Origin of the sequence: Paraburkholderia phosphatilytica (genome assembly GCF_003443895.1) — a bacterium.
Taxonomy (GTDB): domain Bacteria; phylum Pseudomonadota; class Gammaproteobacteria; order Burkholderiales; family Burkholderiaceae; genus Paraburkholderia; species Paraburkholderia phosphatilytica.
This window is the reverse complement of sequence record NZ_QQOA01000003.1, coordinates 265,537-285,945: the sequence shown is the minus strand read 5'-3', so window position 1 is coordinate 285,945 and position 20,409 is coordinate 265,537. Positions and strand designations below refer to the sequence as shown.

General features: G+C 65.6%; 21 protein-coding genes. 7 read left to right on the top strand and 14 right to left on the bottom strand.

Annotation, left to right across the window (positions count from 1 at the left end; genetic code table 11):
* Nucleotides 1–94 precede the first annotated feature (94 nt).
* Together DVS29_RS04830 and DVS29_RS04825 are read left to right on the top strand one after the other, a co-directional pair.
* Nucleotides 95–1,036: a DUF1223 domain-containing protein gene (locus tag DVS29_RS04830; RefSeq protein WP_118179289.1), complete on the top strand. Its 942-nt coding sequence runs from the start codon at nt 95–97 to the stop codon at nt 1,034–1,036.
* 321 nt (nt 1,037–1,357) lie between these two features.
* Nucleotides 1,358–2,296 carry an EamA family transporter gene (locus DVS29_RS04825; protein WP_118179288.1) on the top strand — a complete coding sequence of 313 codons (939 nt, stop codon included), beginning with the start codon at nt 1,358–1,360 and terminating at the stop codon, nt 2,294–2,296.
* Nucleotides 2,297–2,463: 167 nt separating this feature from the next.
* On the opposite strand, the gene DVS29_RS04820 is transcribed toward DVS29_RS04825, so the two are convergent.
* From DVS29_RS04820 to DVS29_RS04810, 3 genes are all read right to left on the bottom strand, one after another.
* Nucleotides 2,464–4,548: an NADPH-dependent 2,4-dienoyl-CoA reductase gene (locus tag DVS29_RS04820; RefSeq protein WP_118179287.1), complete on the bottom strand. Its 2,085-nt coding sequence runs from the start codon at nt 4,546–4,548 to the stop codon at nt 2,464–2,466.
* A gap of 169 nt (nt 4,549–4,717) precedes the next feature.
* Nucleotides 4,718–4,855: an entericidin A/B family lipoprotein gene (locus DVS29_RS04815; protein WP_118179286.1), complete on the bottom strand. Its 138-nt coding sequence runs from the start codon at nt 4,853–4,855 to the stop codon at nt 4,718–4,720.
* Nucleotides 4,856–5,089: 234 nt separating this feature from the next.
* Complete coding sequence (locus DVS29_RS04810; RefSeq protein WP_118179381.1) at nt 5,090–6,484, bottom strand: sensor histidine kinase; 1,395 nt, start codon at nt 6,482–6,484, stop codon at nt 5,090–5,092.
* A 292-nt stretch (nt 6,485–6,776) separates the two neighbouring features.
* Between DVS29_RS04810 and DVS29_RS04805 the strand changes: the two genes are divergently transcribed.
* The 5 genes from DVS29_RS04805 (at nt 6,777) to DVS29_RS04785 (ending at nt 9,014) form a co-directional block, all read left to right on the top strand.
* Nucleotides 6,777–6,953, top strand: coding sequence for a DUF1328 domain-containing protein (locus DVS29_RS04805; protein ID WP_118179285.1), 177 nt, complete (start codon nt 6,777–6,779; stop codon nt 6,951–6,953).
* Between the two features lie 93 nt (nt 6,954–7,046).
* Nucleotides 7,047–7,208, top strand: a complete 162-nt coding sequence (locus DVS29_RS04800; RefSeq protein WP_118179284.1) for a DUF1328 family protein — start codon at nt 7,047–7,049, stop codon at nt 7,206–7,208.
* Between the two features lie 91 nt (nt 7,209–7,299).
* Nucleotides 7,300–7,851: a ferritin-like domain-containing protein gene (locus DVS29_RS04795; protein ID WP_240655459.1), complete on the top strand. Its 552-nt coding sequence runs from the start codon at nt 7,300–7,302 to the stop codon at nt 7,849–7,851.
* Nucleotides 7,852–7,915: 64 nt separating this feature from the next.
* Nucleotides 7,916–8,548 (top strand): response regulator, encoded by a 633-nt coding sequence (locus tag DVS29_RS04790; RefSeq protein WP_118179282.1) that lies wholly within the window; start codon nt 7,916–7,918, stop codon nt 8,546–8,548.
* A 31-nt stretch (nt 8,549–8,579) separates the two neighbouring features.
* Nucleotides 8,580–9,014 (top strand): response regulator, encoded by a 435-nt coding sequence (locus tag DVS29_RS04785; RefSeq protein ID WP_118179281.1) that lies wholly within the window; start codon nt 8,580–8,582, stop codon nt 9,012–9,014.
* Between the two features lie 16 nt (nt 9,015–9,030).
* Here DVS29_RS04785 and DVS29_RS04780 read toward each other — a convergent pair whose 3' ends face one another.
* The 11 genes from DVS29_RS04780 to DVS29_RS04730 form a co-directional block, all read right to left on the bottom strand.
* A complete protein-coding gene (locus DVS29_RS04780) occupies nt 9,031–10,242 on the bottom strand; it encodes an MFS transporter (protein ID WP_118179280.1) in 1,212 nt (403 codons plus the stop codon).
* Between the two features lie 138 nt (nt 10,243–10,380).
* Nucleotides 10,381–11,214 carry a phosphodiesterase gene (locus DVS29_RS04775; protein ID WP_118179279.1) on the bottom strand — a complete coding sequence of 278 codons (834 nt, stop codon included), beginning with the start codon at nt 11,212–11,214 and terminating at the stop codon, nt 10,381–10,383.
* Between the two features lie 36 nt (nt 11,215–11,250).
* A complete protein-coding gene (locus tag DVS29_RS04770) occupies nt 11,251–12,297 on the bottom strand; it encodes an ABC transporter ATP-binding protein (protein ID WP_118179380.1) in 1,047 nt (348 codons plus the stop codon).
* Between the two features lie 5 nt (nt 12,298–12,302).
* Complete coding sequence (locus tag DVS29_RS04765; protein WP_420816069.1) at nt 12,303–13,244, bottom strand: ABC transporter permease; 942 nt, start codon at nt 13,242–13,244, stop codon at nt 12,303–12,305.
* Nucleotides 13,245–13,246: 2 nt separating this feature from the next.
* The gene (locus tag DVS29_RS04760) at nt 13,247–14,071 is read right to left on the bottom strand and encodes an ABC transporter permease (protein WP_118179278.1); all 825 of its coding nucleotides are present in this window, start codon (nt 14,069–14,071) and stop codon (nt 13,247–13,249) included.
* Nucleotides 14,068–15,120, bottom strand: a complete 1,053-nt coding sequence (locus tag DVS29_RS04755) for an ABC transporter substrate-binding protein (protein WP_420816072.1) — start codon at nt 15,118–15,120, stop codon at nt 14,068–14,070. The genes DVS29_RS04760 and DVS29_RS04755 overlap by 4 nt, the downstream gene beginning before the upstream one ends.
* A 200-nt stretch (nt 15,121–15,320) precedes the next feature.
* Complete coding sequence (locus tag DVS29_RS04750; RefSeq protein WP_118179276.1) at nt 15,321–16,370, bottom strand: LacI family DNA-binding transcriptional regulator; 1,050 nt, start codon at nt 16,368–16,370, stop codon at nt 15,321–15,323.
* A 636-nt stretch (nt 16,371–17,006) separates the two neighbouring features.
* Nucleotides 17,007–17,561 (bottom strand): RloB domain-containing protein, encoded by a 555-nt coding sequence (locus DVS29_RS04745; protein ID WP_118179275.1) that lies wholly within the window; start codon nt 17,559–17,561, stop codon nt 17,007–17,009.
* An 8-nt stretch (nt 17,562–17,569) separates the two neighbouring features.
* Nucleotides 17,570–18,799 (bottom strand): AAA family ATPase, encoded by a 1,230-nt coding sequence (locus DVS29_RS04740; protein WP_118179274.1) that lies wholly within the window; start codon nt 18,797–18,799, stop codon nt 17,570–17,572.
* Nucleotides 18,800–18,989: 190 nt separating this feature from the next.
* On the bottom strand, nt 18,990–19,445 hold the full coding sequence (locus DVS29_RS04735; protein WP_118179273.1) for a thioesterase family protein: 456 nt from the start codon (nt 19,443–19,445) through the stop codon (nt 18,990–18,992).
* 74 nt (nt 19,446–19,519) lie between these two features.
* Nucleotides 19,520–19,948 carry a DUF1810 domain-containing protein gene (locus tag DVS29_RS04730; RefSeq protein ID WP_118179272.1) on the bottom strand — a complete coding sequence of 143 codons (429 nt, stop codon included), beginning with the start codon at nt 19,946–19,948 and terminating at the stop codon, nt 19,520–19,522.
* Nucleotides 19,949–20,409 lie beyond the last annotated feature (461 nt).

Below are 20,409 nucleotides of genomic sequence, written 5' to 3'. Positions count from 1 at the left end.
CAACCCGGGCAGGCGTCGCGAAAAATTCCGGCTCACACTGTCATTGCCGCGGCCGCATTGCGACCAACGTGCAGTGTCCTGCCGGGAGTTCGTCATGCCGAAGCCGTTTTGTCTGTTTTGTGGCTCACCCTGGGTCGTGGTGTCCGGCCGCCTGCGCAATTTGAGCCGCCGCGCAGGCGGCACGTTCGCGCTGCTGGCCGCGTTCGTCTGTATCGGCCAGGCCGCAGTCGCGCAGGCCGCGCCGCAGTGCACGGCGCACAGCACGGACCATCGCGTCGCGCTCGTCGAGCTTTACAGCAGCGAAGGCTGCAACGACTGCCCACCCGCCGACGACTGGCTCGGCCAGTGGAAACACGGCGCGCTGCAGCAGGGGATCGTGCCGCTCGCGCTGCACGTCGACTACTGGGATGGCCTCGGCTGGACCGACCGCTTCGCGCAGCACCGCTTCACCGAGCGCCAGCAGACGCTGACCGAGCTCGCGGGCGGCCACGTCGTGTACACGCCCGAAGTGTTCGTCGGTGGCCGCGAGATGCGCAGCTGGTCGAACCCCGCGAGCTTCGCGGCGCGCGTGCGGGAGATCGTCGCCGAGCCTTCACCGGCAGACATTACGATCACGCTTGCTCCGCAAGGCGCCGGAGATCTCGTGATCGACGCGCGCTTCGTGAGCCGCAGACCGGTGCAGACGTCGACGCAAACCCAGGCACCGACACCGCGCGACTGGCAGGCCTATGTCGCGGTATACGAGAACGCGCTCGTGTCGCAGGTGAAGGCCGGCGAGAACCGGGGCGCGACGCTGCATCACGAGCGGGTGGTGCGGCAATGGATCGGGCCGGTGCCGATTGTCGACGGTCAGGCGCGCATCGCACAGGCGGTGAAGCTCGCCGCGGACGCTGGTGCCAATGCCAACGCCAACGCCAGCGCGCCCGCTGCCGGCGAGGCCGCGCGCTTCGGTGTCGTCGCGTTCGTGGAACGCGCGTCGACCGGCGAGGTCGAGCAGGCCGCCGAGCTTCCCATCGAACCAGGCGCCTGCCACTGACAGAAACACCGCCGCAAGCACTGACGGAAACACAACACCATCGCGCATCGGAGCGCGCGGTTCCACAAGCTTTCGGTCTCCTTCCTGCATAATGCTGCGAAGCGCGAAACAGGCGCCGGCGAGAGCCGGTCAGCCGCCGCGCTTCGTCCCGCCGCGCGGGGCGCCCGGCACTCCGTTTCTTCCTGCTCCCCGCATCATCATGTCGTTCCGCTTCGCTCGCCTGCGTGCAGTCCGTTTGCTGCGCCCGCGCCGCATCCCTGCCACCCGCTTTCCCGCCACCGGTTTCTCCGCGGCTCCTGTCGTTGCAGGCGGGCCGCGCCGATGAACTCGCCGTTTTTCGACCGTCTGCCGCGCCGGTTCCCGATCCGTCTGCCGAAGACCCGCAGCGGCCGCGTCGCGCTGTCGCTCGCGGTCGTGTATTTCGTGTGGGGCTCGACCTACATGGGCGTGCACGTCGCGCTCGGCTCGTTTCCGCCGCTGTTGCTGTCCGGCTTGCGCAACCTTTTCGCGGGCATCGGCCTCTTCGTGTTCGCGGTTCGCCGCAAGCCCAACGCATGGCCGACGCTGCTCGAAGTGCGCAACGCGGCGATGGTCGGCACGATGCTGGTCGGGCTGTCGAGCGGCCTGCTCGCGTTCGGCATGCGGACCGTCGGCACCGGCATGGCCGCGGTGATGGTGGCCACCGTGCCGCTGTTCGCGACCGTGATCGCGGCGGTGGCGGGGCGGCAGATCACGAAGGCGGAGTGGAGCGCCGTTGCGCTGGGGCTGGTCGGCATCGTCGCGCTCAATCACGGCGATTCGTCCGCGAGTTCGGCGGGCGGCACGCTCGCGATTCTCGGCGGCGCGCTGTTCTGGGCGGGCGGCGCGCATCTGGCCGGGCGGCTCAGAATGCCGTCCGACCTGTTCATGTCGACATCGCTGCAGGTCGGGCTGGGCGGCGGCCTTTCGACCCTGCTCGCGTGGCTGCTCGGCGAGCGGATGAGCGATCTGGCGTTCGGCCCCGCGTTCGCGTTCCTGTATCTCGTGCTGATCGGCACGATGGCCGCGTACGTCGCGTACGGTTACCTGATTCGTCACACGAGCCCGATCATCGCGAGCAGCTGCATGTACGTGAATCCGATCGTCGCGGTCGCGATCGGCGCGCTGCTGCTCGGCGAGCCGGTCACGCGATGGACGGTGATCGCCACCGGGCTGATCCTCGCGAGCGTCGGGCTGTCGTTCTATTTCGACCGGCGGCGCGTGGCGGCCCGGGCGGATTGAACGCGCGGGTTGGGTCTGCACGTTGAGCTTGCGCGTTCGGTGCGCTGAACCTGCGCGTGCCGATGGCCGCTTGGGTTGCCGCGCAGCTTGCCGTGCTAGTTGCAGGCTTCAAGGCATCGAACGCTGACGTGCTCAAGCAGCTCACGCCGCGCACCACGCAGCTCAAGCTACAACCTTGCCGCCAACTCCGCGCCTTCACGTATCGCGCGTTTCGCATCGAGTTCGGTGGCAAGCGCCGCGCCGCCAATCACGTGATATCGCGTCTCCACGCCACCCGACGATACCCGCGACACCGCGGCAGCCGCCGCAGCCTTGCCCGCATCCGCGCGAGGCGCCTGCGGATACAGGTCGCGCAGCGACTCCTGCCCGGCGCACACCACGACGGTGTCCACTTCCAGCCATTCCTCCACGCCGCCGCGCTCGATCCTGAGACCGCGGGCGCTGACCTCGCGATAGGTCACGCCGCCGAGCATCTTCACGCCATGACGCGCGAGCACGCTGCGATGAACCCAGCCCGAAGTCTTGCCGAGCCCGGCGCCGGGTTTGCCGGCTTTGCGCTGCAGCAGCCAGATTTCGCGCGGCGCTGGCTCGATATGCGGCGGCTTCAATCCGCCGCGCTCGCGCACGTCGAGATCGACGCCCCATTCGTCGAGCCATACGTCGCGCGGCTGCGGCAGCGGATCGCCCGCGCGATGCAGCAGGAACTCGCTGACGTCGAAGCCGATGCCGCCCGCGCCGATTACCGCGACCCGTCGCCCGACCGGCGCGCCGCGCAGCACGTCGACGTACGACAGCACGTTGGGCCCGTCGATGCCGTCGATGCGCGGCCGGCGCGGCACGATGCCGGTCGCGACGATCACGTCGTGGTACGCGCCGCCGTCGAGCAGCGCCGCGTCGACGCGCGTGCCGAGCCGCAGCTCGACGTCATGCCGCGCGAGCTGGCTGCCGAAGTAGCGGATCGTCTCGCTGAATTCTTCCTTGCCCGGGATCCGCATCGCGAGGTTGAACTGCCCGCCGATCGTGTCGGCCGCATCGAACAGCGTCACGCGATGGCCGCGCGCCGCGGCGACGCTCGCCGCCGACAGTCCCGCCGGTCCCGCGCCGATCACCGCGACCGAGCGCGGTGCGGCGCCGGCTGCGAGCGGGCGATAGACGAGCTCGGTTTCGCGCCCTGCGCGCGGATTGACGAGGCAGGTTGCGCGCTGGTTCTGAAACGTGTGGTCGAGACACGCCTGGTTGCACGCGATGCAGGTGTTGATTTCGTCCGCGCGATTCGCGGCGGCCTTCACGACGAAGTCGGGATCGGCGAGCAATGGTCGGGCCATCGAAACGAGATCGCCCATGCCTTCGGCCAGCAACTGCTCGGCGACCTCCGGCGTGTTGATGCGGTTCGACACGATCACCGGCACCTTCACGGCCGCCTTCAGGCGCGCGGCGAGCGGCGCGAATGCCGCGCGCGGCACCGACGTGACGATGGTCGGCACGCGCGCCTCGTGCCAGCCGATGCCGGTGTTGAACATCGTGACGCCGGCCGCTTCGAGCGCATGCGCGAGCTGCAGTGTTTCGTCCCAGGTATTGCCGCCGTCGACGAGATCGATCAGCGACATCCGGTACACGATGATGAAGTGCTCGCCGCACGCGGCGCGCACCGCTTCGACGATCTCGCGCGCGAAGCGTAGCCGGTTGTCGATGCTGCCGCCGTAGCCATCGGTGTGGCGGTTCGTGCGCGGGCACAGGAACTGGTTGATCAGATAGCCTTCGCTGCCCATGATCTCGACGCCGTCGTAATCGGCGCGCTGCGCGAGCCGTGCGCAGCGGGCGTACGCGCGCACCGTCCGGGCAATGCCGGCGACGGTGAGTTCGCGCGGCTTGAAGCGCGAGATCGGCGAGCGGATCGCGGACGCCGAGACGACGAACGGCTGGTACCCATAGCGGCCCGCATGCAGGATCTGCAGCGCGATCTTGCCGCCTTCGTCATGAACCGCATCGGTGACGAGCCGGTGATTGCGCAGATCGAAGACCGAGTTCAGCGTGCCGCCGAACGGCAACAGCCATCCTTCGCGGTTCGGCGAAATGCCGCCCGTGACGATCAGGCCGACGCCGCCGCGCGCCCGCTCGCGGAAGTAGGTCGCGAGCTTCGGGTAATGCCAGAACCGGTCTTCCATGCCGGTATGCATCGAACCCATGACGACGCGGTTCCTGAGTTTGGTGAAGCCCAGGTCCAGCTCCGCGAGCAGGTTGGGGTAAGCCATGCAGCCGCCTTGTGATGTCGGGACGCCTGGAACGATACACCGCGATGCGCGGCGCCTACGCTGAGGAATCGTTCTAGTCGGGCGGCTGTGTGCTGCGCGCGCCACGCAAAACGGCCACGCGATGCGGCCGTTCGTTGTGCGAGGGGCGGGTGCTGCTACCCAGCGAAACTTAGTCGGAATGCTTCTCCGCCGAGTTGGTGATCGCGTTGCCGCCCTTCGAGATATCCTGGCCTGCGCCTGCGACGGTATTGCAGGCAACGAGCAACGTGGTGCTCGCCAGCAACAGCAGAGCGATGATTCGGGTCATGGCTGTTCTCCCTTGATCTGTCACGTCCCGGCGCGCTGCCGGGGGTGTCCGGCTGGCCGTGAACACAGTCGCGCCGGTCTGGTTCCATCGTAGCCAGCGGCGCGGCGCGGGGCTGTCGGAGGGCGCGCGATTCTGCTGTAGGCGGCGCGCGTGCCGGCGTGTCGGCGGGCTCCTACAGGTGGCATACGCAATGGCGCATCGCGCGCTCGCGGCATGCAACGCGGCAAGCCGCATTCAGCCTTCGAGCGACTCCGCGTCCGGCGCGGGCGTGGCGGGCGTGGCAGGCCGCAGGTTCGGCATCGCGACGCGGATTGTCGTGCCGCCGTGCTCGCCGCGACGGATGTCGAAGCGGCCGCCGCGCGCGGCCACGCGTTGCCGCATGCCGAGCAGGCCATGCGTGTGGGTGCGCTTCAGGTCGCCGGGCAGGATGCCGATGCCGTTGTCCGCGAGATCGAGTTCGACGTGCTGCTCGCCCACGTCCAGGCGGATCGTGAGCCGCGATGCGCACGCGTATTTCGCCGCATTCGTCAGCGACTCCTGCGCGACGCGAAAGAGCGCGATCTCGATCTGCTCGTCGAGCTTCACGTCGTCGTCGGGCAGATGCAGGTCGAGCGTCCAGCCGTTGCGCTGCGCGGCTTCGTCCGCGAGCGTGCGCAGCGCGGTGACGAGCCCAAAGTTCGACAGCACCGTCGGGCGCATGTCTTCGATAATGCGGCGTTTGAGCGCGATCCCTTCGTCAAGGGTCGCGAGCGCGCGGGCGAGCTTGTCCGCGATCTCCGGCTCGCGTTCGCGCAGCCGCCGGTTCGCCCACGCAACATCCATCCGGCTCGCGGTCAGGATCGCGCCGAGTTCGTCGTGCAGTTCGCGCGCCAGTTGCGTCTTCTCGTTTTCGCTGACTGCCTGCAGGTGCCAGCCGAGCGCTTCGAGCTGGCGCGTGCGTTCGTCCACGAGTTGATCGAGCTCTTCCTGCTGTGTAATCAATTGTCGTTGCACGCGCGCCTGCCGCTCGATCTGGATGCCGAGATTGCGGAACAGCAGGATGAACAGCACGATGTTGAGCGCCGACAGCGCCAGTGCGCAGAACGTGGCGATGTGCTGGTCGTTGCGGCTCGCGTCGAGCGCGGTCTGCGCGCGGCGCTCCTCGGTGTCGCGCAACAGCGCGAGCATGCTGTCGATCAGCGCGGTATCGGCCGGCTGCACCGACGAGCCGGCGCCGCACGCGGCGAGGTCGAGCGGATGCGGTGCCGCGAGCTGCAGCGCGCTGCGGCCGGTGGCAATGCGCGCGTCGAGCTGCGCCTCGACCTGCGCGAAGCTCGCGAGCGTTGCGCTGTCGGCTTCGCGCCGGTAGTACGCATCGAGCGATGGCAGCGCGGCGCGGATGCGCGCCGCGGCGCTGCAGTAAGCGTTCGCGGTGGTGTCCTGCTGGTGCAGCATGAACGCGCTTTCCAGCGCGTCGAGCTGCGCGAGATTCGCGGCGATTGCCGCGAGCCGCGTCGCGACGCCGCGCGCGCCAAGCGCCGCTTCGTATTCCGCGGCGACACGTTCGCGCGCCGTCTCGAGAATCACCAGACCGCCGACCGTGATCACGATCGCGACGGTCATCGCGATCGCCCAGCTTCGGGTATGCATCCAGTCGTTGATCCGTGCCGCGATTTTCACGCGCGCGTCTCCTCGCGTCTCCCTGTCATGGGCCCCAGTGTAGCGCCCGTTCAGGGTTCGCGAATGCTGGTGCGAGCCCTGGCGCGCCGTTTGCGACACCGCAAAGACGGCGCGCAGCCCGGGCGCGCAGCCGGGCGCGTAGCCCTGCTGTAAGCGCCTGTCGGTGGATTCCCACACGAAAACCGGAGCGCGCCGGAATGCCGGCACACAACCGTCTCACTACGATGTGAGCAGACGAACCCGATACGTGGAGGTAACGGTCATGCTGAAATGGGCACTCTTCTTTGCCGTGGTCGCCGTCATTGCCGGCCTGCTCGGCTTTACCGGCGTCGCGGCGGGCGCAGCGGCGATCGCGAAGTTCCTGTTCGTGCTGTTCCTGATCCTGTGCATCGTGTTCCTTGCGATCGGTTTCTTCGTCACGAAAAAGATCGTCGACTAGCGGTTCGGCGCGTCCATTCGTCATGCGAAATGCAGGCGATGGGCCACGGGCGCGGGTTCGACGGCTCGATCAACCTGTCAGGGAGGAAGGGTCATGCTGCACTACGCACTGGTGTTCTTCGTGATCGCGATCATCGCGGCGGTGTTCGGCTTTACCGGCATCGCGGCCGGCGCGGCCGAAATCGCGAAGATCCTGTTCTATCTGTTCCTGGTCGTGTTCGTGGTGACGCTGCTGCTCGGCGTGTTCCGCACCTAGCGAAGACGAGCATGCGACGCGCGGCGTCTGCCGGCGCGTCGCACGATTTTTCCGCGATCGGTGGATCGCCATGCAAACAAGGAGCCCCTCAATGTCGAAATCATCCCATTCGTCCGGTTCGTTCGTGATGGACGTCGAAAAGATTCGCGCGCAGGCGCGCCAGCATATGCAGGACGGTCCGGTCACCGAGTCGTACGGCGCGGACCGCGAAACGGTCATCAAGCTCCTGAACGATTCGCTCGCGACCGAGATCGTCTGCGTGCTGCGCTACAAGCGACATTTCTACATGGCGAAAGGCATCAATTCGGAAGCGGTCGCGCAGGAGTTCGCGCAGCACGCGGCCGAAGAGCAGGATCACGCCGACCGTCTCGCCGAGCGCATCGTGCAGCTGGGCGGCGAGCCGGACTTCGAGCCGAAGGGCCTCGCCACGCGCTCGCACTCCGAATACAAGGAGGGCGGCGACCTCACGGGCATGATTCGCGAGAACCTGATCGCGGAGCGCATCGCGATCGACACGTATCGCGAGATCATCCGTTACCTGGGCGACAAGGACGTCACGACCCGCCGCCTCTTCGAAGAGATTCTGGAGGTGGAGGAAGAGCACGCGGACGACATGGCGGACCTGATGCAGGGCCGTGAGTGAGCGGCTCGCGCTGCGCACACCGCCCGCGCGTTCGGCGCTTTCACTTGCGAGGCGAACGAAGCCGATGATCCGAGTGCTGATAGTGGACGACCACGCGATCGTGCGGGGCGGCTTCAGGCAGTTCGTCGCCGACGAGCCCGACATGTGCGTGGCCGCCGAAGCATCGACCGGCGACGAAACGATCCGGCTCGTGCGCGAGCAGGCGTTCGACGTCGTGATGCTCGACATCGCGATGCCCGACAAGAACGGCGTCGATACGCTGCGCGTGATCAAGCAGGTGCGTCCCGGGCAGAACGTGCTGATCCTGTCGGGCTTTCCCGAAAGCCAGTACGCGATCAACCTGCTGCGCGCGGGCGCTAGCGGCTATCTGAACAAGGATTGCGAGCCGGAGGACATCATCCGTGCCATTCGCGCGGTCGCGCGCGGCCACCGGTATCTGTCGGAGACGGTGGTGGATGCGCTCGCCGACGGCCTCGACCGCCCCGACGCCGGCAAGCCGCACGAGCAGTTGTCCGGGCGCGAGTTCCAGATCTTCTGCAAGCTCGCGGCCGGGCAGATTCCGACCGACATCGCGGACGAGCTGCATCTGTCCGTGAAGACCGTGAGCACCTATCGCGCGCGCGTGCTGGAGAAAATGCGGCTCGCGAACAATGCCGATCTGACGTACTACGCGATCAAGAACGGCCTGATCCAGTGAGACGTAACGCACGGAGAGCGACGGAAGTCCGATGAGCGAGCCGAACCCGAATCCAGTGCATGACTCAGCGGCACTCGCGCCATTGCGGGTGCTGTTGATCGAGGATTCGGCGTTGATCCGCCGCAGTCTCGTCGATGCGATCGATGCATCGGGCGCGCTGCGGGTGGCGGCGCAAACGGAAACGGCCGACGAAGCGATCGCGCTGCTCGCGGCCGAAGCGTTCGACGCGGTGATCGTCGATCTGCAGCTGAAGCGCGGCTCGTCGGTGCCCGTGCTCGCGTATCTGCAGCAGCGCGGCCTGACCGAATCGATGTTCGCCGCGGTGCTGACCAATCACGCACTGCCCGCGTATCGCGAGCGTTGCGCGCAGTACGGCGTGCGCCACTTCTACGACAAATCGTTCGAGTTCGACCGCGTGATCGATGCGCTGCACGACTACGCGCAGCAGCGCGGGGCGCTGCGCTGAATGCGCGTTGAAACCGTTACGAGGTGGCGGCGGCCGCGGCGTGCGGACGTTGGCGCCAGTGCACCCATCCCGCCAGCAGCGCGAACAGCAGGCCGGCCACGCAGGCGCCGATCCAGCCGAACGCGTGCCACGTGATCGCACCGACCGCGGAACCCAGCGCGCCGCCGATGAAATAGCACACCATGAACACTGTGTTCACGCGGCTGCGCGCTTCGGGCTTCAGCGCGTAGATGCGCGACTGGTTCGAGATCTGCGCGGCCTGCACGCCGATGTCGAGCACGATCACGCCGATCACGAGACCCGCAATGCTGCGGCCCGACAGTGCGAACACCACGAACGCGATCGCCACCAGCGCAACGGACAGCGTGATCACCGCGCGTGGCCCGCGGCGGTCGGCGGACTTGCCGGCAAGGGGCGCCGCGAGCGCGCCCGCCGCGCCGACGATACCGAACAGGCCTGCCGCCTGCGGCCCGAGATGAAACGGCGCGCCCGCAAGCAGCAGCGTCAGCACCGACCAGAACAGGCTGAACGCGGCGAACAACGCGGCGCCCGTCATCGACGCTTCGCGCAGCCCGCGCAATTCGACCGCGAGATGCCACATCGAGCCGAGCAGCTGCGTGTACGGCAGCGTCGAGGTCGGCTTGCTGCGCGGCAGCCGCATGATCACGACGACCGCCATCGCGAGCAGCGCGACGACGGACGCGGCGAACACCGAACGCCAGCCGAAATACTGCGCGACGAAACCCGCGGCGGTTCGCGCGAGCAGGATGCCGAGCAGCAGGCCGCTCATCACGGTGCCGACCGCGTGACCGCGCTGCGCGGGTGGCGCGAGTTCCGCCGCGAACGGCACCGCTTGCTGCGCGATGGTCGCGAGAATGCCGATCGCAAGACTCGCGATGGCCAGCACGGCGAGCGACTGCGCGCTCGCGGCGAACACGAGCGCGATGCAGATGCCGACGATCTGCAGCAGAATCAGCCGGCGCCGGTCGAAGCGGTCGCCGAGCGGCGCGAGCAGCAGCATGCCGACCGCGTAGCCGAGCTGCGTGGAGGCGGGCACCGCGCCGATCCACTGCGCGCTCTGCGGAAACGACTGGCGGAACGCGTCGAGCAGCGGCTGGTTGTAGTAGATGTTGGCGACGGCGACACCGGCAATCGTCGCGAGCAACAGCAAAAGCCCGCGCAGCGACTGGCCGGATTCGGCGGTCGTTGCGGCATCGGATGAAGACATGGAAACGTGGGTCGGACGCGCCGACGCGAAGTGGCGTTGAGCGTGCCGATGATACCGGAGGCGGTCCGTTCCTGCTGGCGGGGCGGCGGGCGCCTGGTTTTGCAGCCGGCGCCCGCGCGTGATCACACGCTCAATCGCTCAATCGATCAGCTTGCCTTCCGGCTCGTAGAACGGATACGGGCCGTCCGCTTCGTCGACATACGCATGGTGCGTAACGAAGCCTTCCTCCGGCGTGTAGCGATGCAGCAGGAAACCGGGCGGCTCCATGCGGAACGCGGAGGGCGCATCGTCGCGCAGATCGAGCGCGACCTGATGCGCGGGCGACGGCGCGGCGGTCGCAATCGTGCCGCCGAAGCGCACGAACATCGTGCGATGCACGTGCCCGCAGATCACGCGCTCCACGTTCGGATACTGCGCGAGCAGCGCCGCGAACTTCGCCGATGCGCGGGGATCGAGGCGCGCCGCGTCCATATGCCCGATGCCCGACACGAACGGCGGATGATGCAGCCCGATGACGACGGGTTGCTGGCTGGCGGCGGTGGCCTGCAGTTCTTCCGCGAGCCATGCGAGCCGCGCGTCGCACAGGGTGCCGCCGCTTGCGCCCGGCACCATCGAATCGAGCGCGATCAGCCGCACGGGGCCGATGTCCGCGGTGTAGTTCACGAAGTCGCCGCCGGCGGCCAGTTCCGCGCGCTCGCTGAACACGTGGCGCAATGCATCGCGTGCATCGTGATTGCCGACCATCAGGTACGCGGGAATTTCGAGCGGCGCGAGCAGTGACTTCAGGTGCTCGTATTCCTCGGGCGCGCCGTGATCGACGAGGTCGCCGGTGACGAGCACCGCGTCCGGGCGCGGATCGAGCGCATTGAGCCGAGCAACGCAGCGCGCAAGAAACGCGGCGGTGTCGACGCGACGATACGCGAGCGCGCCGGGGCGCTTGATATGCAGGTCGCTGATCTGGGCTAGCAGCATCGGGGGTCCTTGGTCGTGCGATAGGTCAGCAATGGGTCACGCGAGTGCGATCAGCGCATCCGGCGCGATCGACATGCCGACGGGCGTGCCGCGCGCGAGTTCGACCCGGCCGGCCACGTCGATGAAGAGCGCATCGGGCGCCGCGCCGCCGATCGTGAGCCGCGTACGCTCGCCGAGAAACGCTGCGTGCTCGACGGTGCCGCGCAGTTGCGCGTTGGCCGGATCGACGAGCGACGCGTCCTCGGGACGGAAGAACAGTTCGCCTGCGCCGCGCAGATGCGCTTCGCTCGCGGATGTTGCGACCGCGCCGCCGAGCGTCGTGAAGCGGCCTTCGCGCCAGTCTCCCACGATCCGGTTCAGCGTGCCGACGAACTGCGCGACGGTGCGGTTCGCGGGTCGGTAGTAGATGTCGCGCGGCGTGCCGATCTGCTCGATGCGCCCCGCGCTCATCACGACGATGCGGTCGCCAAGCTCCATCGCTTCCGCCTGGTCGTGCGTCACGTAGACGGTCGTCACGCCGAGCCCGCGCAGCAGCGTATTCATTTCGCTGCGCAACGTGTCGCGCAGACGTGCGTCGAGCGCGGTCAGCGGTTCGTCGAGCAGCAGTACGCGCGGTTGCGGCGCGAGGGCGCGCGCGAGCGCGACGCGTTGACGTTGACCGCCGGAGAGCTGGTCGATGGGTTTGTCGGCGTGCTCGGTGAGCCGCATCATCGCGAGCAGTTCGTCGACGCGTTCGCGCGCAACGTTCGGCGCGATCTTGCGGATCTTCAAGCCATAGCCGACGTTGCCGCGCACGGTGAGGTTCGGAAACAGCGCGTAGCTCTGGAACACCATGCCGACTTCGCGTCGCTCGATCGGAAGCAGGGTGACGTCCTCGTCGCCGAATGCGATGCGGCCGCCCGCATCCGGCGATTCGAGTCCCGCGATCATGCGCAGCGTGGTGGTCTTGCCGCAGCCGGACGGGCCGAGCAGCACGAGCGTTTCGCCCGCGCCGATCGTGAGGTCGAGCGGTTCGAGCACGCGGGTGCCGCGAAACGTCTTCGCGCAGCGCGTGAGCGTGACGGGTACGGATGCGAGATGAATGACGGTCATGGTTTCTGCTTCAGCTGTTGTTTCACTGGCGATGCGGTTTTGCCTGCGGAGGCGACGCGGCGCTGGCCCGTCGCATCGACGCCGAGCCATTGCATCGCGACGAGGAGCGGCATCGTCATGATGAAGAATAGGATCGTGTATGCGCTGCCCACTTCGATGCGCAGCGACGCGTAGGTGTCGGCGAGACCGACGGGCAGCGTCTTCGTGTCGGGCGTGTGCAGCATCCACGTCAGGTTGAACTCGCCGATCGATAACGTCACCACGGCGAGCGCGCCCGCGACGATGCCGGGGCGCACGTTCGGCAGCACGATCGTGACGAAGCGCTTGAAGAAGCCCGCACCGAGGCTCGCTGCGCCTTCTTCGAGCGTGCGCAGGTCGACGCTCGCGCACACGGCGGCGACCGCGCGCACCATGAACGGCAGCGTGAACACCACGTGGCCCACGACGATGAACAGCACGCTCATCCGGAACCACGTGAAGCCGTCGTACACGACGAGCAGCGCGAGCGCCGATGCGAGACCGGGCAGCGCGATCGGCAGCACGAGAAATTCTTCGACGATGCGCGACAGGCGCGTCTTGCTGCGCGCGAGCACGTAGCCCGCCGGCACGCCGGTGACGAGCGTGATCGCGAGCGTCAACGCGGCGACTTCGAGCGACAGGAACACGGAGTCGTGATACTGCGTCCACACTTCGACGAGCCAGCGCAGCGTGAGGCCGCTCGCGATGCCGCGGAAGTAGTTGACTGTGAGGCCCGCGAGTATCGACATCACGACCGGCACGATCAGGAACGCGCATAGCAGCAGCGTCACGAACCACTGGCCCGCGACGAGCAGCGTGCGGCCCGGCGCGAACGGCGCTCGCCGCGTGGGTTGCAGCGGCGCAGCGTGCGGTTCGTGCGGATCGCTCGTGCCGTTGGAAGGAGAGGCGAGGCGGTTCATCGTCAGGCGCTCGCGGCAACGGCGGAACCGGTGACGCTGCGCGCGAACGCGAGCACGGCCCAGGTGACGATGCCGAGCACGATGGAGAGGCCCGCGGCCGTGACCATGTTCGCGTTCAGCGTGAATTCGGTGTAGATGGTCATCGGCAGGACGTCGATGTCGGTGGCGAGCGTGAATGCGGTGCCGAATGCGCCCATCGAGGTCGCGAAGCAGATCGCGCCGGCCGCGATCAGCCCCGGCGATAGCGCCGGCAGCACGATGTCGCGCAGGATCTGCCACGGCGACGCGCCGAGCGAACGCGCCGCTTCTTCCAGCGAGAGGTCGAGCTTGCTCGCGGACGCCATCACCGTAACGATCACGCGCGGAATCGAGAAGTACAGGTAGCCGATGAAGAGGCCCGCCATCGAATACGCGAACACCCACTTGTCGCCGGTGAGCTTCAGCGACAGCGCGCCGATCAGCCCCTGACGCCCCGCGAGCATGATCACCATGAAGCCGACCACGACGCCCGGAAACGCGAGCGGAAACGTCAGCAGCGCGAGCAGCAGACGCTTGCCGGGAAATTCGCGGCGCGCGAGCAGCAGGCCCGCGATCAGCGAGAGCATGAGCGTCGCCGCGGTGACCGCCGCAGACAGCACGACGGTCGCGAACAGGCTCGTCATGTAGCGCGGATTCGCGAGCAGCGCGCGGTAAGTATCGAACGGGTGACCGTTCGCGCTGACGCCGACGAGTGCACCCATCGGCAGCAGCCAGAACGCGCAGAAGAGCGCGAGCGCCGGCGCGATCAGCGCGACCCGCCAGCGCAGCGGGAAGGTCACGTCGTTCAATGCATCACCTGCAGATACTGCTCGCCGAACGCCTGCTGGCTGCCAGCCATCTTCGCGAAGTCGATGGTTTTCGCGCGGGCGTAGTCGCTTGCCGGCAGGAACTTCGCCGCGAGCTCCGGGCTCATCGCGTTCGCGCGCACCGGACGCAGATACGCGTTCGCCCACAGCTTCTGGCCTTCGTCGGACAGCACGAAATCCAGCACCTTCTCGCCGTTCGCCTGATGCGGCGCGCCCTTCACGAGGCTCATCACGTAGGGCACCGAAATCGTGCCTTCCTGCGGAATCACGAACTCGACGTTCGCGTGATCCTTGTACTTCGCGCGGTACGCGTCGAAGTCGTAGTCGAGCAGGATCGGGATCTCGCCCGACAGCACGCGCGCGTAAGCGGTCTGCTTCGGCACGATCGGCTGGTTCGCTTTCAGTTTCGCGAACCAGTCGAGCGCGGGCTTGAAATTGTCGAACGAGCCGCCAAGCGCCTGGTTCACCGCGACCGCGCCCGCATAACCGACGAATGCGCTCGACGGATCGAGGTAGCCGATCATCCCTTTGTATTCAGGTTTCAGCAGGTCGGCCCACGAACGCGGCACGGGCTTGCCTTCGAGCGCGTCCTTGTTGACGAAGAAGCCGAGCGTGCCCGAGTGGATCGCGAACCAGTAGCCCTGCGGGTCTTTCAGGCCCGCGGGAATGTCGTCCCAGTGCGCGGGCTTGTACGGCTGGATCACGCCCTTGTCCTTCGCCTGGAACGCGGACGACACGCCGAGATACACGACGTCGGCGACCGGGCTCTTCTGTTCGGCCATCAGCTGCGCGATCGCCTGGCCGGAGTTCTTGTTGTCGAACGGCACGCGAATGCCGGTCTTTTCCTGGATCGCCTTGATCTGGCTCGCCCAGTCGGCCCATTCGGGCGGGCAGTTATAGCAGATCGCGGTTTGCTGTGCGTGGGCGGGCAGCGTGCCGGCGGCGAGGACTGCGACGGATGCGCCGGCAACCGTCAGCAGCGCGGCGATCGCGCGCAGTGCGCGGCGTCGACCTTGACGGATGGCGGACAAAACAGCGGAATGGCGGAACACGATGAGACTCCTTCTCCAGATGAGTAGCGGATCGAACCGTCATGCGAGGAAGGGCGGCGCGGTGAGTGCGTCGCCTGTCGTTCTGGCTGATGTTCTTGCTGACAGCGTGTTGCGTGTGTGTTGACTGCGGTGCTGCGGGTGGTAGTGCTCGAGGTGCTGCGTTTGTTATGTTGCTTGCTTCAGGCGGGCGTGCGGATCGTGTTCATGAAGCGGCCGCCGCTTGCGTCGGGAATCGCTGCAATCGTCGCGCCTTCGCGAATCCTGTGCGGCAGCGTCTGCGACAGCGAGGCGTCCGCGTAGGTGCCGTCGAGATATGCGACGAGGCGCCGCCACGCGGCACAGCCGATTTCGCGGTTCGGCGCCGACACGGACGCGAGCGGCGGCGACAGCAGTTCGCCCATCGCGAGGCCGTCGAAGCCGAGGATCGACATGTCGCGCGGAATATCGAGCTGTGCGCGGCGCAGGCCGCGCATCACCACCATCGCGAGCAGATCGTTGCTGCAGAAGAGGGCGGTAGGCCGCGATGCGCCGTGCGCGAGATGCGCGAGCACGGACGGCACGAGCTCGTCCGCATTGAAATCGATTTCGAGCGCCGGCGCGGGCTCGAGACCCGCCTGCTGCATCGCCTGGCTGTAACCGGCGTAGCGCAGCCGCGCGCGGTCCGACGCGGCGAGCGTGCCGGCCAGCATCAGGATGCGACGATGGCCATGCGCGATCAGCGTGCGGACGCCGTCGTAGGCAGCCTGACGGTTGTCGACGGACACCGACGGGCGGCGCACCGTGTCGTTGTGCATCAGCACGTAGGTGAGGCCTGCCTGGTCGAGTTCGTCGAGCAGCGGATGGGTGTCGGCATCGGCGACGGTGAGGATCAGCCCTTCGACGCGTTGCGCGCGCAGCGTTTCGATCGCGTGGCGTTCGCGGTCGGCGTCGTATTGCGTCGTCATCAGCATCAGGCGGTAGCCTTCGGCCGCCGCGAGTTCGTCGATGCCCTGCAGGCATTCGGCGAAGACCGGGTTCGCGAGCGTGGGCAGCACCACGCCGATCAGCCGCGTGCGCTCGCCGCGCAGTTGCCGGCCGAGCGGGCTCGGGCGGAAGCCCAGCGCGTTGATCGCCTGGCGGACCTTTTCCAGCGTGACCGGATTGACCGTGTGCGGCGCGTTGATCGCGCGGGAGACCGTGGCGATCGAAAAGCCGGCGTACGCTGCGACATCCTTGATGGTGGGCGTCATGGTCCTCTGCTGGGCAGCTGGCGACGTTGCCAATGATGCACTGAAAACGTTTACGTGGGGCGGATTATCGAGGCGGTGTGTGACGGCGGCATGACGCGCCGAGGCGGGTTTGGTGCATCGGCGGGCCGATGGTAGAATCGCGTCCGCCCTTGCCGGGGTGATGAAATTGGTAAACATAGCGGACTTGAAGCATTGAGTGCCCGGCCGGAAACGGCCGGTGCAGAACCCCTCAAACTCGGCGAACCCCCTGGCGTCAGCGTGCCGAACGCGCGCCGAGGCAACGCCGAGCCAAGCCCGCCGGTGCCGCGAGGGCATTGGCGCGGAAGGTGTAGAGACTAGACGGGGGGCGCCTAAGCCGGCGCGCATCGCACGATGCGGCGGCGGGATGGCGAAGGCATAGTCCAGCGCACGAACGGGTTTTCTCTCTGCTGTTCTTCGAACGAGCAGGCCCGGCGTCGAAAGACGTGGTGTGACGAAAATCCGCCGCTTAACAGCTTGCCGGTTCGAGTCCGGTCCCCGGCACCAGCTGTTTCGCGAGGGCTACGCGAGCAACAGGTCGACGTGGGTTCGATCCAGCGTATAAGCCCGCCGCGCTGGCTGCACAATCGACTGTCTATTGCGGTTCGCACTTTCCGGCTATGCCGGTATCAAGCCAATACAGATCAGACGTGCGGCGAGTTCGGGTTCCTGTCGCGCTACCCTTGCAAGCGATGCAGCCGTGATGCGTTGACTTAGCCTCGCTTTGCCACAGTTCTTTGTGTATTCCGGCCACTCCTGCCGGAGCTGCTGTTCGCTGACCAGCGTAGTTGGTGGTCTTTTGTCGTGACAGTTCTCAAGGTGCCGCAGAATCATCGCTTCATGGCAAGGTGATTGCCAGATCAACTGCAAGCTATGCTGTTTTGCGAGCGCAAGACATTGCTCGTCCCGCGCCGCATTTCGACCGAGAAGATCCGAGTCCAGCAACACGAACTTTGCAATGAACGGACCACGGTTTTTCATGGCATCGCGCCGCATCGCCTTGATCGCGGAGTCGACGGTTGCAAGAGGGTCTCCGCCATTGAGCAGATCGTTGACGAGGTGGAACTCTGCTCGAACGCCCATAAACTGCTGAAGCAGTGCGACGTAACTTTGCTCGCTTTCGCCTTCGCACCCTACGAAGACGCGCTTTCGTGGTTTGACCGGTGGTGGCATGGCGCGTCTTATCCTATGGTCGGCACGGCACCGTATACGCCACCCATATATTTTCGATAAAAGTTGTCGATACGCCGCACGCCCTGAATATCCTTCAGTCCATAGACGGTGCTACCGCCACTGGCGTCCTTCTCGCAAAAATACACTTCCTCCTTCGTGAGCTCCTCCAGAAGCGACGCACTCTGGCACGTCATCCACAGTTGAGCGTGATGAGGATTTCGTTCCGTCGAATAGAACCACCGCATGATCTCGGGTAGCACCAACGGATGAATAGCCAGATCCAGCTCATCAATCACAGCGATTCCACCGTTGTGAAGCACGCTGGCGAGATACGGGTACACCTGCAGAAACTGGCGGGTTCCATGACTTTCCAGAACGAGCGGGACGTCTCTCGACAGTCCTTGATGCTTGAACGACGCCACGGGGCCAGCATTGCCGTGCTCGATCGACATTGAGCGAATCCCCAGGTCGATCCTCGGGATATCACGGTTCACCGCCTCCAGAACGTTGGGGTTGGCCTGATAAAACTGAACCATCGCGTTTTCATTGACGCTGACTTTCTCGATCAGGATGTTCGACCAGATTTTTCTTGTCGCGTCCTGTAGCGCTTTCGATGGTCCGTGATCGAGCTGAGCCAAAGTTGCGATGACGCTTGCGTTGTCGCGCAGGATTTTCCCAAGCACCGAGTTTTGGGCGGACAGCAGGCCAAACTCGGAACCCGCAGAAACCTTCCCGGTTGCGTCGCGCTCAAAAAGCCGGACTCGCCGCTTTGCATAACTGGGCCAAAAGACAAGCGATTCGCCAAGAACGATTCGACGGCCATTCACTAGTTGCAGGCGCAATTCGTATTGGTATCGGCATTGTGCGTCAGCCTGAACTGTCTCTTCGGCCGAGCCGGCAAGAATGTGTTCTGGGCCCGCAAATTCGACCGCTAACGTTGTCGGCGCGGATTCATGTCCGCCGCCCCAGAACGGCTCGATGAGCAACGAACTTCCAGCTGCAAACTGGAAGCTTTCGCGAACGAACACGGCGATGTGCTGAATGGCCCGCAGCACCGTCGATTTTCCGGACGCGTTCGGGCCGAAGAGGCAGACCACCTTGGGTACGCGTTGTCCCGAACCAGACCATGTCTCTGCGTAACGCTCGGCACGGTCGACTACGCCAGCTCCGACGGCGAGGTCGATAGTCTGCCGGTCACGGACGGACATAAAGTTCTCTAGCGTGAGGGCATGTATCATGGCCTTCCTCAGTTTGTCTGAATGGCATGATACAACAAAAAATTGTTGTTTTTATATGTTAAATCAGATTTGATGTGCATTATTTTGCAAAATTCGTCAAAAATATGTTGAATATCGAAATTCGAGGTCCCGGGTTTGATGCCGGCCAGCGGCGTGAGGCGAGCAGGCAGCACTGAGCCATGGGCCGCGTTCAGCTCGCCTGCCCCCGGTTCACGCTGCTCGGCAACTCGACAAAATCCTCGGTCTTCCCAAGCGCGTTCATTACGTCGAGCAGCGGGGGAGGCGGGCAGATCAGCTTGCGTTTCTCCAGATCGAGCCAACCGCCCGTCGAAGTGACGCGGGCGATCTGCCTGCCTTCGCGCATGAACTCGTTTCGCAACAGCATCCGGCTGCCATCAAGAGACAACCCGGCGAGTGCAAAGCCCACCTTCAGCCGGTCGAGCAGATGGATCTCGCGGAAGTATTCGATCTCGTCTTTCATCACGACCGGCCCGATGCGCAGCCTCATGAACTCCGACACCGGAAAGCCCTGTTTCGCGAAGAAATGCATCCGCGCATCGACCGACTTGTCGAGGTAGGCGGTATTGCGCATATGGCCGTTGAAATCCATATCGCTCCAGCCCGCGAAGTGTTCGATCTCGAACATGAGTGTCCTTTCGATGGGTCGCGCAGTTGCGCATGAGCCTCGTGAAGATCGCCTATGCGGCTTCCACTGTTCTTTTACTGCTCACCAAGCCGCGCCAGCGTGAGCGGATCCATCTCTCCACCGCAAAACTTCCGCAGCGCGCTTTCGAATACGGCACCGTCTTCCGCCGCGGCCTGAAACAGCGTCATCGACGACCGGAACTTCAGGTTGTCCGGATACCCGAAGATGTCGTCGAGCGAACGCCCTTCGAGGCCGTTGACGATCTCCGTGCATTCGCGCAGGCGCTGCCCCAGCACCGGATGCAACAGATAGCTGCGCGCTTCGTCGATGCCCGAGATGGCGTAGTGCTGCGCGGTCGGACTGCTGCCTATCCCCTGGATCTGCGGAAAGATAAACCACATCCAGTGAGTGCGCTTGTCGCCCTGCCTGAGTTCGTGCACGACCTGGTCGTATACCGGCCGCTGCGCATCCACGAACCGCTGCAGATTGAATGGGTCTGCCATGTCGGCTCCTTTCGGTCGTCTCACGTTACGAGGCTACATCGTTACGCACGATCGAGCTCGCCGTGCCGCGCATTTCACTCGCCGCAATGCCCGTGGAAGCCCCGTCGTGCAACGTTCACCGGTACTTACCCCAGGTGGTGAGAGGCGCGGATTGGCGGTCCGCGTTGCTGGGCGGGGAAGCGGGCCGAATCGCCTTCTCACACGGTTTGCGACGACCTTGCCGGGTCACCTTGAAACGGTTGTATGAGACAAATCTTTAGTCTACGCTTGGCTCCAGATAGTTAGGATAACCGTGCTTATTCGGATTCGCGCGACGATGCGCGCAAACGTTCAACAAAGCGAATCGCGCTGACGAACCTGGCCTTCCGCTTCTCAATAGAGAGACGAACCGGACAATTTAGTTAGTCAACCGAATCAATGTCGGGCATCTTGCTGACGGTAAGCGCGTGAGAACGCGCCCC